Origin of the sequence: Actinomadura sp. 3N508, assembly GCF_044326375.1 — a bacterium.
Taxonomy (GTDB): Bacteria; Actinomycetota; Actinomycetes; order Streptosporangiales; family Streptosporangiaceae; genus Spirillospora.
Window position 1 is genome coordinate 248312 of sequence record NZ_JBIRAX010000012.1, and the last position, 14565, is coordinate 262876.

At 70.4% G+C, this 14565-nt stretch carries 12 protein-coding genes; 5 read left to right on the forward strand and 7 right to left on the reverse strand.

What is annotated here, in order from left to right; genetic code table 11:
• Window positions 1-47: 47 nt before the first annotated feature.
• The 5 genes from ACH34S_RS34935 to ACH34S_RS34955 all read right to left on the reverse strand — a co-directional run bounded on the left by ACH34S_RS34935 (window position 48) and on the right by ACH34S_RS34955 (window position 7027).
• A complete protein-coding gene (locus tag ACH34S_RS34935; RefSeq protein WP_395957157.1) occupies window positions 48-1400 on the reverse strand; it encodes a cation:proton antiporter in 1353 nt (450 codons plus the stop codon).
• Window positions 1372-2760: a cytochrome P450 gene (locus ACH34S_RS34940; protein ID WP_395957158.1), complete on the reverse strand. Its 1389-nt coding sequence runs from the start codon at window positions 2758-2760 to the stop codon at window positions 1372-1374. The genes ACH34S_RS34935 and ACH34S_RS34940 overlap by 29 nt, the downstream gene beginning before the upstream one ends.
• Window positions 2754-3845, reverse strand: coding sequence for an alpha-hydroxy acid oxidase (locus ACH34S_RS34945; RefSeq protein ID WP_395957159.1), 1092 nt, complete (start codon window positions 3843-3845; stop codon window positions 2754-2756). The genes ACH34S_RS34940 and ACH34S_RS34945 overlap by 7 nt, the downstream gene beginning before the upstream one ends.
• Window positions 3846-3847: 2 nt before the next feature.
• Window positions 3848-5422, reverse strand: a complete 1575-nt coding sequence (locus ACH34S_RS34950) for an NAD(P)-binding domain-containing protein (protein WP_395957160.1) — start codon at window positions 5420-5422, stop codon at window positions 3848-3850.
• A gap of 72 nt (window positions 5423-5494) precedes the next feature.
• Window positions 5495-7027 carry a class I adenylate-forming enzyme family protein gene (locus tag ACH34S_RS34955; RefSeq protein WP_395957161.1) on the reverse strand — a complete coding sequence of 511 codons (1533 nt, stop codon included), beginning with the start codon at window positions 7025-7027 and terminating at the stop codon, window positions 5495-5497.
• Window positions 7028-7122: 95 nt separating this feature from the next.
• Here ACH34S_RS34955 and ACH34S_RS34960 point away from each other — a divergent pair, with 95 nt between their 5' ends.
• Both ACH34S_RS34960 and ACH34S_RS34965 read left to right on the forward strand, forming a co-directional pair.
• Entirely contained in the window at window positions 7123-7809 is a 687-nt protein-coding gene (locus tag ACH34S_RS34960) for a sulfotransferase family protein (RefSeq protein WP_395957162.1), read from the forward strand.
• Window positions 7810-7961: 152 nt separating this feature from the next.
• Window positions 7962-8648, forward strand: a complete 687-nt coding sequence (locus ACH34S_RS34965) for a sulfotransferase family protein (RefSeq protein ID WP_395957163.1) — start codon at window positions 7962-7964, stop codon at window positions 8646-8648.
• Between the two features lie 9 nt (window positions 8649-8657).
• Here ACH34S_RS34965 and ACH34S_RS34970 read toward each other — a convergent pair whose 3' ends face one another.
• Window positions 8658-10148: an APC family permease gene (locus ACH34S_RS34970; RefSeq protein WP_395957164.1), complete on the reverse strand. Its 1491-nt coding sequence runs from the start codon at window positions 10146-10148 to the stop codon at window positions 8658-8660.
• Between the two features lie 98 nt (window positions 10149-10246).
• Window positions 10247-11353 (reverse strand): ABC transporter substrate-binding protein, encoded by a 1107-nt coding sequence (locus ACH34S_RS34975; RefSeq protein ID WP_395957165.1) that lies wholly within the window; start codon window positions 11351-11353, stop codon window positions 10247-10249.
• A gap of 52 nt (window positions 11354-11405) precedes the next feature.
• Here ACH34S_RS34975 and ACH34S_RS34980 point away from each other — a divergent pair, with 52 nt between their 5' ends.
• The 3 genes from ACH34S_RS34980 to ACH34S_RS34990 all read left to right on the forward strand — a co-directional run bounded on the left by ACH34S_RS34980 (window position 11406) and on the right by ACH34S_RS34990 (window position 13265).
• A complete protein-coding gene (locus tag ACH34S_RS34980) occupies window positions 11406-11855 on the forward strand; it encodes a MarR family winged helix-turn-helix transcriptional regulator (RefSeq protein WP_395957166.1) in 450 nt (149 codons plus the stop codon).
• Between the two features lie 346 nt (window positions 11856-12201).
• Window positions 12202-12414 carry a hypothetical protein gene (locus tag ACH34S_RS34985; protein WP_395957167.1) on the forward strand — a complete coding sequence of 71 codons (213 nt, stop codon included), beginning with the start codon at window positions 12202-12204 and terminating at the stop codon, window positions 12412-12414.
• Between the two features lie 47 nt (window positions 12415-12461).
• Window positions 12462-13265 carry a hypothetical protein gene (locus ACH34S_RS34990; protein WP_395957168.1) on the forward strand — a complete coding sequence of 268 codons (804 nt, stop codon included), beginning with the start codon at window positions 12462-12464 and terminating at the stop codon, window positions 13263-13265.
• The last annotated feature ends 1300 nt before the right edge of the window (window positions 13266-14565 follow it).

The following is a 14565-nucleotide window of genomic DNA, read 5'->3' on the forward strand; positions in this document are numbered from 1 at the left end:
TATTGGACAATTTTCTTTAAATTTGAACCGAAGCGGCGCGAAACTCGTCACGCGGCCTGCACGGCGGGCTCCTTCTCCCCCGGCTCCTCCGGGACGACGAGGTCGCGTTCCAGCCGCTCCGGCAGCGCCAGCCGGTAGAGCGGGACGGCCCCCGCCGTCGTGATCACGGCGACGAGCACCAGCATCGCGAACAGCTCCCGGGTGATCATGCCCTGGGCCAGCCCGATGTTGATGAAGATGAGGATCATCAGCCCGCGCGCGTTCATCAGCCCGCCGACCGCGCAGGAGTCGCGCCAGCCGAACCCGAGCCCGCGCATCGCGAACGCGCAGCCGAAGTACTTCCCGCAGAACCCCGCCGCCATGATCGCGAGGAAGGCGAGCACCATCGTGGCGCCGGTGATCCCGCCGAGCTCGGTGTTCAGGCCGGAGAAGGCGAAGAACACCGGCAGCAGCAGCGTCGACACGACGCCCATCATCCGCGCGTGCAGCGCCTCCCGGAACGCCCGGTCGCGCGGCATCGCGAGCCCGGCGATGAACCCGCCGAACACCGAGTACACGCCGATCCAGTCGGTGGCCCAGCCCGCCGTCAGCGCCACGATGACGACGACGTACAGCCCGGTCGCGGAGAGCGTGCCCGTCCGGGCGACCTCGCGGCCGAGCGGGCGCAGCGCGCGGGCGACGACCAGCAGCATCACCGCCGCGAACACGCCCGCGAGCCCGATGGTGCGCAGCGCCGAGCCCGAGCCGGTGCCGAGATGCCAAGCCGACAGGACGGCGAGCAGGCACCACGCCGCCGCGTCGTCGATGGACGCGGCCAGCAGCGACAGCCGCCCGAGCTGCGAGTTCTCCAGGCCGCGCTCGTAGAGGATCCGGGCCAGCATCGGGAACGCGGTCAGCGACAGCGCGCCGCCGACGAACAGCGCGAACTGCCAGCGTCCGACGTCGTCGCGGGAGAGCGTGCTCCACAGCAGCGCGCCGACGGCGAAGCCGAGCACGATCGACGGCAGGATCCCCGACAGGGCCAGCAGCGACGCGCGCCTCCCCTCGCCCGGCGTCCGGGCGCCGTGGTCCAGGCCCGCGCCGACGAGGAACATGTAGAGGGTCAGGCCGATGGTGCTCACGATGTAGAGGGTCGGGACGACCTCGTCCGGGAACACCTTCTCCTGCGCGTCCGGCCACACCGCCCCGAACAGCGTCGGGCCGAGCAGGACACCCGCGACCATCTCGCCGAGCACCCGCGGCTGGCCGACCGTCCGCGCCAGGCGCCCGCACACGGCCGCGGCGATCAGGATGACGACGAGCGCGGGCAGCACCTTGAGGGTCAGCGCGAGGTTGGGATCGACGGGCGCCGCCGCGAGGGCGCCGAGTGCTTCAGCGGGTGCCGCTGCGTGAAGAGGCATGGCTGGTCTCCAGTTGTGCGAAATGGCGTTCGCAGAGCCGCTGCCGCCGCGCGTCCCACACCATGTAGGTGCCGAAGACGAGCTGGACGAGGCTGCGCCAGACGTCTTCGGCGCGGTCCCGGATCCACATGAACAGCAGCACGGCGCGGTGCGTCCGGGCCCGGCGGGTCGGGCGGGCGTGGCGGGGGACGAGCAGGCACGGCCCCCGGTTGGGCATCGATCTGGTGTGCGCGGCGGTCGAGGCGAGCGCGTACCGGCGCAGCACCTCCCGCGCCGCGACCCGCATCGTGAGCGGCGCGAGCCGCCAGGCCGGGCAGGGCCGGTTGGCTGCGATGCCGAACGGGATGTGGTTCACGTCCTTGGCGGCGGGCCCGTCGCGGAACCGGTCCGGGTCGAAGCGGCCGGGGTCGGTGAACCCGGTGCGGTGGAACTCGGGATAGCCGAAGCACAGCACCGAGCCCTCGGGGATGGACGTCCCGTCGCCGAGGTCGATGTCGCCGGTGGTGATGCGGTGCGCGACGCCGAACAGCGGGTAGAGCCGCATCGTCTCCTGCAGCACCGCGTCGAAGGCGCGGTCGTCGCCGGTGAGCGCGACCGCCGCCGCGTCCGGGTGCCGCGCGAGGACCATCAGCAGATGCGCCATCGCTTCCGACATCTGCACGACGGCCGTGTTGAAGAACGTTCCTTGCAGGTAGTAGGCGCGTTCTTCGTCGGACAGGCCGCCGGGCAGGGGGTGGCGGACGTCGTCCAGCCGCCCGGCGAGGTAGCGGGTCAGCCGGTGGCGGCGGCCCATGTGGCGGAGCCCGCAGCACTTCAGCGCGGTGACGACGTCGTCGGCGTTCCCCACGATCAGGTCGCGCGCCGCGCGCGGGCAGGGCTCGCCGAACACCAGCTCGTAGTAGAACTCGGCCCAGACCGGCATCATCAGGTCGCGCAGCCGCACCAGCCGCGCTGAGTCTCCGCGCGGAGCCTGCTCGCGCAGGACGCGGGTGACGCAGCGGTGCGCGAGGTCTTCCGCCTCCGCGCGCGGGACGGCGAGGTACCGGCGCGTCGTCCGGGCGACCTCGTCGTAGCGCTCGCCCGCCTCCAGATGCTCCTGGTGGACGTGGGCGCCCGGCGACAGCCAGTACCAGAACAGGTCCGACAGTACGGCGCCCTTGCTCCGGCCGCCCGCCGCCGGGTGCCCGTACACCTCCCTGAAGCGTTCCACGCCGATCAGGTCGCCGGGGACGGCGATGCCCTCGTCGCCGTTGATGCGGGCGAACAGCCGCCCGCGCAGCGCCACGACCCGGCCGGGCAGCCACCACGGCAGGCTCAGCACGACGGCCACCGTCGCCGCCGCGACCAGCGCCGTCACCATGACGGCCTCGGCCGCCGCACCATGCCGGGCTCCAGGTCGTGGACGGCGGCGACACCGCACAGCGCCAGCGCCTCCTCGACCTCCGCCCGCAGAAGTTCGAGGACGCGGACGGCACCCCTCGAACCGTCCGCGCCCAAGCCCCAGACCACCGGACGTCCGATCGCGACCGCGGCGGCGCCGAGCGCCAGCGCCTTCAGCACATCGGTGCCGCGCCGGACGCCACCGTCCAGCAGCACCGGCGCCGCGCCGCCCACGGCGGCCACGATCTCCGGCAGGACGTCGACGGTGGCCGGGATCGTGTCGAGCTGCCGACCGCCGTGATTGGAGACGATCAGCGCCGACACGCCATGGTCGAGCGCCGTCCGCGCGTCGGACGGGTGCAGCACGCCCTTCAGCACGATCGGCAATGTCGTGATCTCGGTGAGCCGCGCGATGTGGGCCCAGGTGATCGCGGGGGAGAACTCGATCGGGCGGACGCGGTCGCCGTCGCGCATGTTCTCGCAGCACAGGCCGTCGGGGAGGTCGTGGAAGCCGTTGCGCTCGTCGCGCCGGCGCGTCCCGAAGACCGGCGAGTCGACGGTGACGACCAGGGCCCCGCACCCGGCCGCCTCCGCGCGCCGCACCAGCGTCTCGGTGAACGCCATGTCCGGCTGGACGAACAGCTGGAACCACAGCCGGGCCCCGGGCACGGCGGCGGCGATGTCCCCGACGGCCACCGTCGAGGCCATGCTCACCATCATGATCGTCTCGGCGGCGGCCGCCGCCCGCGCCGTGGCGCGCTCGCCCTCCGGATCGGCGAGCCGGTGGAACGCGGTCGGCGCCACCAGCACCGGCATGGACGCGCTCCCGCCCGGCAGCGTGACGCCCAGCTCCGGCTTCTCCGCACCGCGCAGGACGCGGGGGAGCAGCGCGAGCCGTCCGAACGCGGCCTCGTTGGCGCGCAGCGTGACCTCGTCGCCCGCGCCGCCCGCGAAGTAGTCGTAGTGCACCGGGTCGAGGCGCTCGCGGGCCGCGGCCTCGTACTCCCGCAGGCTCGCCGGCGTCGGCGGCCCCGCGCTGCCCGGCCGGGGGCTTGACGGTGGCATGGTCAGACCGGGGTGGACGCGGTCTGCCGGGCGAAGAACGCCCGCAGCGGCTCGGCGTGGACGTCCTCGGACGTCCACTCGTTCTCCAGGTTCTCGGTGACGTGGTGGACGGCCGTCACCGCCCCGTCCCGGTGATGCCGGACGATCGGGTGCAGGTAGTGGCCCTCGTGCGCGTTGCCGGCGTCGCTCTGGGAGATCCGCGCGACCGAGACGTCGAACGGGTCGATCTTGTCGTGGTCGGGCCCGTAGTCCAGCGTGATCGTGAAGAACCCGCCGGGCCCGGCGGCGGAGACGGGCGCGTCCCGGTAGTCGGCCGGCACCTCCTCCAGGTAGCGGGCGCCGCCGTCGCCGTCCAGGACGATCATGTCCGCGAGCGTCCCGAACTGCTGCCACAGCGCCGAGCTGCGGTTGACGCGGGCCAGCACCGCCGCCGCGAGCTCCTTCGGGTCGGTGCCGAGCGCCTGGCCCGGCCACTGCGCGCCGTGGTAGCGGTGCTCCATGATGCGGTGCAGCGCGCGGGTGCCGTACCGGAAGCCGTGGATGAAGCCGCTGGTCCCGTGCTTGAAGTCGCGCGACTGCGTCAGCGTCCCGGCGAAGAACAGGCCGGGGACGTTCACCGACTCGTAGGCGGGCGTGAGCGCCGGGAACCGGCCGTTGATCGTCAGCTCGGGGCGGCAGCCGTCGCCGAACACGGAGGCGTCGACGCGGAAGCCGGTGCAGACGATCACGCGGTCGTAGGGGATGTCCTTGGTGACCTCGTCCACGCGGGTGAACGCGACCGTGACCAGGTAGCCGCCGTCCGGCCGCCGCTCGATGCGGCGGATCTCGCCGTCCAGGATCGCGTTCTGCGACTTCAGCTGGTAGGTGTCGAGGAAGTTGTTGTTGACGGCGCGCAGGTGCCCGACGAAATGCGTCCGCCACGCCAGCCGGAGGGAACGCGGCCCGGCGACGTGGATCACCGCGGCCGTCTCGATCAGGTTCTCCGCCGTCTCGAACGCCGAGTTGCCCTTGCCGAGGATCAGCACCCGCTTGTTCGTGTACTCGGCCGGGTCGGTGGGATGGTCGCCGTAGAGGTCGGCGGTCTCGATGCCCGGGATCGGCGGGACGTTCGCCCTGGTGAACCCCGCCGCGATGATCAGCCGTGCCGCCGTCCGGGTCTCGCCCTTGTGGTCGACGACCTGGAAGCGGCCCTGATCGTCGCGCGTGATGCTCGTGGCCCGGGTGTTGTAGGCGATGTCGAGATCCCAGCGCTCGGCGAAGTCGGCGAGGTAGCGGACCATGTCGTCGGCGGCGGGGAAATAGCGGTCGCTGTAGCGGGTGAACAGGAGTTCGGGGTCGTCGGAGAGGAGCGAGTTCCAGTCCATCCGGAGGTTGAGCTCGGGATCGCCGGTCCCGGTGTGCTTCTTGTTGGTCGAGATGAGCTGGCGGTGGCGGGGGAACGTCCGGAAGAACATTCCGGGCGCGGGGCCCGCTTCCAGGATCAGATGGCTACGGCCGGCCTTCTTGAGGAGGTAGCCCAGCTGCAGGCCGGCCGGTCCGGCACCGATGACCAGGTAGTCCAGGGTTTGGTTCGCCACGACACCCTCCACCACGACGACGATGTGATTGAACGGTCAACCCAAGTGAAGGCGCCGAATCTCAGAGGTTGATCAGAAGCGCGGCTCGACGACCTTCAGCAGCGCACGCTTGTCGGGCTTGCCGCTCGCGTCGGCGGGCACGGCGGGCACGACACGGATCGTCTGCGGGACGCTGTCCTCGCCCAGCTCGTCCTGGACGGCCGCGGACATCTCCTTGAGCGCGGCACCGTCCGGACGGTGCCCGGCCGCCGGGACGACGAACGCGTGGACGGCCTCGCCCGTCCGCTCGTCGGGTGCCCCCACCACGTACGCCTCGGCGACGTCCGGATGCCCGGCCAGCACCCGCTCGATCGGCCCCGCGTACACGACCATCGCGTTGACCATGACGGCGTCGCGGGAGCGGCCGTCGAGGTGGAGGTACCCGTCCCGGTCGAGATGGCCGAGATCGCGGGTGCGCACCCAGCCGCCGGTCCGCAGCGTGGCGTCGTTCTCCGCCGGATCGCCCCAGTAGCCGGACATCGTGTACGGGCTGCGGACGTAGATCTCGCCATTCCCTTCCTGGCCGATCTCTCCGCCGGCGTCGTCCCGGACGCTGATCTCGACGCGCGGGTGCGGACGTCCGACCGAGTCCAGGCGGCCCGCGGCGATGTCGGCGGGCGTCAGCATCGAGACCGAGCCCGCCTCCGTCTGCCCGTACCCGTTGTAGACGACCGGCCCGAGCAGCTCCACCGCCTCCGCCAGCCGGTTCGGGCCGAGCGGCGACCCCGACACCATCAGCGCGCGGAGGCTCCCCACGTCGACCGTGTCCCTGCGCAGCACGTCGAGCATCTGCCCCAGGCGCGGGACGGTCACGATCGACCCGGTGATCCCGTAGCGCTCGATCGCGTACGGGAACAGGGGACGGCCGTCGTCCGCGGGGATCACGGCGGTGCCGCCGCCCAGCAGGCACGGCGCGACGAACTCGAACACCACCATGCTGGCGAGCGTCCCGAACAGCAGGTACCGCTCGAACGCGGCGGCGAACCCGGCGGCGACCGGCCCCCAGGAGCGCGGCTGCCACGCCCAGTGCTCGCTCAGCGCCCGGTAGGTGACCGCGCAGCCCTTCGGCCGTCCGGTGCTGCCGCTGGTGAACGCCAGCAGGGCCACGTCGCCGGGACGGGCCGTGACGTCGAGCGTCGCGCTCTCCGGGCCGTCCAGGAGGTTGCGCGCTTCGAGGGCGCCCGTCCCGCCGAGCGACAGCACCGGGATCGGACCGGCGGCTTCGAGCAGGTCGGGCGACGCGGTCTGCGGATCGACGAGGAGGGCGCCGACGTCCATCCCGAGGACGTGCGCGAGCTGCCCGGCGGGATACCCGGGCCGGACGCCGACGACGCGGCAGCCGACCACGTGCGCGGCGATGTGCGCGGCGAACGCCTCCGGCGTGACGGACGTGCGGACCGCGAGACCGTCGCCCGGCCCGAGCCCCGCGTCCCGGAGCGCGGCCGCCAGCCTGCCGATGAGCCGCAGCGACTCCTCCCGGGAGACGACCCGGCCGGCATGCTCGAACGCCGCCGTGCCGGGCGACTCGCGCAGCGCGTCAAGAAGGGATCCCGGAAAGAGACTCATTGCCCGACTCCTCGATTCCGCCCACAATGCGGTCGTCCATCGATCGTGAACGTAGGCCGCGAGGATCAGAGGCCGATCAGAAGGGCGGAGCCGGCATGAAGGTGATCGGCGCGGGATTCGGCAGGACGGGCACCGCCTCCCTGAAGGCGGCCCTGGAACGGCTCGGCTTAGGCCCCTGCTACCACATGTCGGCCGTCATCGCGGAGCCGCGCCGCGTCCGGCAGTGGCTCGACATCGGCGAGGGCCGCGCGCCCGATTGGGATGACGTCTTCGCCGGATACCGGTCGGCGCTGGACTGGCCCGCGGCGTCCTACTGGCGGGAACTCGCCGATCACTATCCGGACGCGAAGGTGGTCCTGACCGTCCGCGACCCGGAGCGGTGGTACGACAGCGTCGCGTCGACCATCTTCGCCCGCGCCCTCGCGGAACGGCGGCTGCCGCTGCGCCGGAGGATCGTCCGGTGGCTGGTGAAGCGGCGGTCGCCGGACTTCGCGCTCTACCCCCGCATGGCCCGCGCGACGGTCATGGACCGGGTGTTCGGCGGGCGCATCGACGATCGCGACCACGTCCTCGACGTCTTCGACCGGCACATCGCCGAGGTGAAGGCCACGATCCCGGCCGGACGGCTGTTGGTGTTCGACGTAGCGGCGGGCTGGGAGCCGCTGTGCGCGTTCCTCGGCGTCCCCGTACCGGACGAGCCGTTCCCGCAGTCGAACGAGCGCGCCGCCTGGCACGGCAAACGCCCGCGCCGCCTGGCCCGCCTGATCCTCCGCGGCCGCTGACTCCCGTTCTGGACGGCGTGTCCAGAAGTGGTCGGATGTAGATCATTGCCGTATTCTTCGCGTCTATCGACAATTCTGTGCGATCACCGCGAATGGGCCGGTGCGGATCACAGACGGACAGACGGACAGACGGACAGCGGAACGGAGTCGCGATGAAGGTGCTGGGAGCGGGCTTCGGACGGACCGGCACGGCCTCCCTGCAGACCGCGCTGGAGCAGCTCGGCTTCGGCCCCTGCTACCACATGTGGGGCGTCATCTCGGAGCCGCACCGCATCCGGCACTGGCTCGACACAGAGGACGGCAAGGACCCCGACTGGGACGAGGTCTTCGCCGGATACGCGTCGGCGGTGGACTGGCCCGCGGCGTCCTACTGGCGGGAACTCGCCGATCACTATCCGGACGCGAAGGTGGTCCTGACCGTCCGCGACCCCGCACGGTGGTACGACAGCATCTCGTCCACGATCTTCGACCACATCCAGAAGGAGCGCCGGCCGTCGCCGCGGCAGCGGATCCTCCGGTGGCTGGTGGCGCGGCGGTCACCGGACCTCGCGCGCCTCAACCCCCTCGTCGAGTCGACGATCGTGGACCGCGCGTTCGGCGGGCGCATCGAGGATCGCGACCACGTCCTGGCCGCCTTCGACCGGCACGTCGCCGAGGTGAAGGCCGCGATCCCCGCCGAGCGGCTGCTGGTGTTCGACGTCGCGGAGGGGTGGGAGCCGCTGTGCGCGTTCCTCGGCGTCCCCGTCCCGGCCGGGCCGTTCCCGCGCTCCAACGATCGCGCCGAGTTCCACAGCCACCTGTCCGGCCGGCTCCGCGAAGTCATCCTGCACGGCAGCTGACCGGAGGAGTCACCCGTCGCCGTCCTTGGCGGGAGGACCGTCCGCGTGATCGCCGTCCGCGCCGTCGCCCGCGATGCCCGACAGCGCCGGACGGCGGTGCATGGCCAGCAGCACGATCAGCACGACGACGCCGATGCCGAGCCAGATGAACCCGAGCTCCTGCGCGGCGACGTCCGCGTTGTAGACGACGTAGCCGAGGAAACAGAACCCGACCACCGGCACGATCAGATGCGCCCACCAGTTCCGGCTCTTCGACCGCACCACATAGTGGACGACGACCGACACGTGCAGCGTCAGGAAGGCCGTCATCGCGCCGAAGTTGACCAGCGAGCTGAGCAGCGTGATGCCGTCGTCCCGCTGCTCCATGTAGAGGCCGAGCGCCAGCGAGATGACGGCGACCAGCAGCGTCGCGTTCACCGGCACCTGCCGCTTGACGTCGACCTTGGCGAGGAAACCGGGCAGCTGCCGGTCCCGCGCCATGGCGAACAGCAGCCGGGACGTCGCGGCCTGCGCGACCAGCGAGTTGGCGAATCCCCACGCGATCGCGGTCGCCGCGGCGGTGAGCTTGGCGAGCCAGACCCCGCCCGCGACGTCGGCGGCGTCATAGAACGCGGTGCCTCCGGGGTCGCCGTCCGAGATCAGCTTGTCCGGGTTCTCGACCAGCAGCGACGCCACCCAGGTCTGGACGATGAACAGCACGCCGACCAGCAGCAGCGCGGCGACCATGGACCGTCCGATGGCGCGGGCGGACTCGCGGTTCTCCTCCGCGAGCGTCGAGATGCCGTCGAACCCGAGGAAGCTCAGGACCGCGATCGACACGGCGCCGAACACCAGGCTCCACGAGAACGTCTCGTCGTTGAAGATCGGCGTGAGGCTGCCGCCGTCGTGCCCCTTGCCCTGGGCCAGCGCCACGGCGCCGACCACCAGGAAGATCGCCAGGACGATCAGCTCGGCGACCAGCATGATGCGGGTGATCCGCGCGGTCATCTCGATGCCGAAGAAGTTGACCGCCGTGTTGAGGACGACGAACCCGACGAGCCAGAGCCACACCGGGACGTCCGGCACCAGCGAGTTCATCGCCACGCCCGCGATCAGGTACAGCAGCGCCGGGACCAGCACGTAGTCGAGGAAGATCATCCATCCGGCGAGGAATCCGACCGGCTGCGTGATGCCGCGTCCGGCATAGGTGTAGACGGAGCCCGCCATCGGGAACGCCCGCGCCATCTGCCAGTAGGACGCCGCGGTGAACAGCATGACCAGCATGCCGACCGCGTACGCGAGCGCGACCATGCCGCCCGAGCCCTGGAAGACGGACCCGAAGATCCCGAACGGGGCGATGGGGACCATGAAGACCAGGCCGTAGAACACCAGGTCCCGGAACCCGAGCGACCGCCGGAGCTCCTGCTTGTACCCGTAGCGCTCGATGCCTGCCGAACCCTCAGCGCCCTGTGGGCCTCCCGGCCCTTCGGAGCCTTCTGGCCGCGCTTCCTCGACGGTCACGGTGTCCTCCTTCGCCGCGAGGATCACCGGGCCCCGCGGTTCCAGCGCGCAGCCTAAGGACATTCCTTTCAAATGAAAAGCTTTTACACGAAAAGACCTCAGAACCGGGTGAGCACGGTGAGGTCGAGGCCGTCCGCCCTGGCCAGGAAGCCGCCCACCTGCGGCGGCCCCAGCGGCGCGCACGCCCAGCTCCGCGAATCTCCGGCCCCCGCGAGGAGCCGCCCGGCCGCCGCTTCGGCCCGCCCCGCGCTCAGCATCCCCGCGACGGCGAGCGCCACCAGCAGGTGGACGCCGTCGTAGCACCCCTCCGCATAGGCATCGAGCACGGGACCCTTCGGCCCGAACGCCGCCCGATGCCGCTCGGCCAGGGCGATCCGCCGCTCGTCCCCCTGCCCGGCGAACGACCGCATCGCCGAATACAGCTCACCAGTCTCGTCCCCACCCCCGGCAAGCAGCACGTTCTCCTCCAGCGCCCCCGACAGCCGCACCACCCGCGAGGACAGCCGCGACGAAGAGAACACCCGGTTGAAGACGGCGAGATCCCGTCCAACCAAACTAAGAAGCACGGCCTCGGCGCCCGCCCGGCCCAACTCCTCCACAAGCCGCTCGAACCCGGCCTCCCCGTCCGCCCACGGAAACGGCACGAGCCGCTCGTGCACAACCTCCGCACCCAGCGCCCGCACCACCCGAGACGCCGCCCGATGCACCGACCGAGGCCAGATGTAGTCGTTCCCCACCAGCGCCCACCGCCGCAACCGCAGCCGCTCGCTCAACCACCGAACGGCCGGCCCCAATTGCCGCTCCGGCTCGTCCCCGAGCAGCACGACACCCTCCCCGCGCACCCCTCCTTCATGCGGCGGCGTGAACACATAGGGGACCCGCCCGGCCAGCGCCGAATCCAGCGCCCGATGCACATCACTCGTGTGGAACCCGACGAAGGCGTCCACCAGCCCCGCGTCCGCGAGCAGCCGCGCCTCCGCCGCCACCGTTCCCGGCGCGCGACCGGCGTCCACCGGCACCAGCTCAACGCCCCGCCCCGCCGCGTTGACCTCGGACGCCGCCAGCCACGCGGCACTCAGCCCCGACGGCCCGGTCAACCCGAGCGGCCCCGACAACGGCAGCAGAAGCCCCAGCCGCAGCACCGCGGCATCGGGCCCTGAGACCAGCAGTTCCATGCTGTCCCGCACCACCACCGAACCGTTCATGACCAGGCAAGTATGCTCGCGGCAGGGGCGGCCGGGCGAGGGAGGGCACAACGTGGACGACACGGCTCTGGACCGGACGGCGAACACCGAACTCGTGGACCTCCTCACCCGCACCCAACGGGCCCTGGCCCGCGACCTGGGCGCCTTCCTCGATGAGGAGAACACGTCCGTCGAACAATGGCGCGTATTGCGCGCCCTGGCCGACGCCGACGACATCTCGATGGGCGAACTAGCGGTCATCGTCGAAATCCCGCACCCCACCCTGACCCGCATAGTCGACTCCCTGGCCGACGCGGCCTACCTGTACCGCTCCCAGTCCCCCCGCGACCGCCGCCGAGTCTCCGTCCACGTCTCAGACCGCGGCCGCACCAAACTGGCCCGCCTCGAATCCCTGGCCCGCACCCACGAACAAACCCTCACGACCAAATACGGCCAGGAAACGATCCGGGACTTGACAATTCTCCTCACTCGCCTATGGGCCACCCGCGTCACCACTGCCTGACCCCGCGGGGCGCTCAGGCCCTTGTGCGCGTCGTCCGGTCAGCTCCCTGACCCCACTGTGAATTCAAAGCGCTACTGATCGTGGCGATGTCTGATGGCGGATTAGTAGAAGACGCTCGTCCGTGGTTTCTTGGCTACACGGGATTGGTGTGATCTAGATCACATTGGCAGAGATCGGCCTCGTCTCTTTCCCTCTCCTGATCTCCGGGTTACGTTAAGGCGGCTTTAACTGCCCTTTACATCGAGGGGTTCATATGGGTCGCGATGCGGTAGGCCGTTGTGCCTCGATTCTTCGGTCGTTGTTGTGGCGGCGCCCGGGATGGACTGTTCGTCTCGCGGTCTTGACAATGGTCACCGGATTGGTGCAGGTGCCATTGGCGGCGGTGACCCAGGAAACCGCAGTTCACGCCGATGAACCGCCGAAGACGGTGAAGGCGGCAGTGTCCGAGGAGAGAGCCGTCGCCGCGGCGCGGCAGTCCGGTGACCCGGTGGAGATCACCTCCCAGCGCGGGGAGGACCGCACGGTGCGGGCGTTGCCGAACGGGCCGGCCCGTCGCTGAGCGTGCTGAAGGACCCCGGCCGGGGCGTCCGGGCGGGCGGGCTGCCCGTGACGGTGCTGCCGCCACCGGAGAAGCGCACGGCCGGGGCGGCCACGGCCGCGGCCGCGGAGCGGGTGCGTGTGCGGATTCTTGACCGGCAGGAGGCGCGCGGCCTGGGCATGAACGGGCTGGCGTTCACCGTGGCACGCACCGATGCCGCCGAGGCGGGACAGGTGCGGCTGCGGCTGGACTACTCCCAGTTCGCCCAGGCGTTCGGTGGCGCGTACGGTCCGCGCCTGCGGCTGATGCAGATGCCATCGTGCGCCCTGACGACCCCCAGCGACCCCAAGTGCCGCACGGGCGTACCGGTGAAGGCCGTCAACGACGCGGTCGCCAGGACACTGACCGCCGATGTCGAGGCGGCGCCCGCGTCCCCGGCGCCCGCGTCTTCGGCCGTCGCGGGGACGGGGCAGAACGCGACTCTCCTCGTCGCCGCAGCCGATTCCGGCAGCTCGCAAGGCGACTACAAGGCCACCTCACTGGAGCCGTCGGCGACGTGGAAGGCCGGCGGAAGCAGCGGCGATTTCACGTGGACCTATCCGATGCGAGTACCACCCGTACCGAGCGGGTTGACACCGAACGTCGAGATCTCCTATTCGTCGGCCAGTGTTGATGGGCGTACGGCCAATGCCAACGGGCAGCCGTCCTGGGTCGGAGAGGGTTTCGACCTGTGCCGGGCTACATCGAACGGCGCTACAAGCCCTGCGCGGACGACGGCGCGCCCAAGGACGAGTGGGGAAACTCGCCCGGTGACCAATGCTGGGCATATGACAACGCGACCGTCACCTGGAACGGCAAGGGCGGGGAGCTGATCAAGGCGTCCGACGGCACCTGGCGGACGAAGAACGACGACGGCACCAAGTACGAGAAGCTCACCAGTTCGTCCACCGGCAACGGTGATGACAACGGCGAGTACTGGAAGGTCACCACGACCGACGGCACGCAGTACTTCTTCGGCCTCAACCGGCTGCCGGGCTGGACGGAGGGCAAACCGGAGACCGGTTCGACGTGGACCAAGCCGGTATTCGGCAATGACTCGGGTGAGTTCTGCCACGGATCGTCGTTCGCCCAGTCCTGGTGCCAGCAGGCCTATCGCTGGAATCTCGACTACGTCGTCGACCCTGCGGGCAACGCCATCAACTACACCTACGGCAAGGAGATCAACCACTACGGCCGCAACCTCAAGGCCGCGGACGAGACCCCCTATGTCCGCGGCGGCTACCTCAAGACGATCTCCTACGGCCTTCGCAAGGACGCGTTGTTCGCCAAGCCGCCCGCCCAGGTCACCTTCACCACCTCAGAACGCTGCATCCCCGACGCGACCTTCGACTGCGACCCGTCCAAGATCGGCACCAATCCGGACCGCTGGTGGGACGTCCCCTGGGACCTGAATTGCAATTCCGGCCAGGAATGCAAGGACGGCCACGGCGCTCTGGCCCCGTCATTCTGGTCGCGCAAACGCCTCACGAAGATCACCACGCAGATCCTCAAACCGGACGGAATCGAATACCGTCCGGTGGACTCGTGGTCGATGAACCACACCTGGGGGCTGGCCGACGTCGAACGTGACCTGCTGCTGCACGACATCCAGCACACCGGCCACGCCGCCGACGGCACCACCGCGACCCTGCCGAAGGTCACCTTCCAACCCGTGCAGCTGCCCAACCGGCTGGACGAGGTCGGCGACGACATCCTGCCTTACATCCGCTTTCGGCTCGGCGCGATCTACGACGAGTCCGGCGGGCAGATCGACATCGCCTACTCCGACACCGACTGCTCGCTGTCGAACAAACCCACACCGGAAACCAACACGACCCGATGCATGCCGGTCATCTGGACGCCGCCCGGCCGCGAAGACCCGATCACCGACTGGTTCCACAAATATGTGGTGACCTCGGTGATCCAGACCGACCGCACGGGGCTGTCCCCGGACATGGCCACCAAATACCAATACCTGGGCGGCGCGGCCTGGCACTTCGACGACGATGACGGGCTGACCAAGGAAAAGGACAAGACCTGGTCGCAGTGGCGCGGCTATGGCCACGTCCGCACGTTCACCGGCTCGTTCGACAACCCGTCCACCCAGTCCGACGCCTATTACCTGCGTGGTAT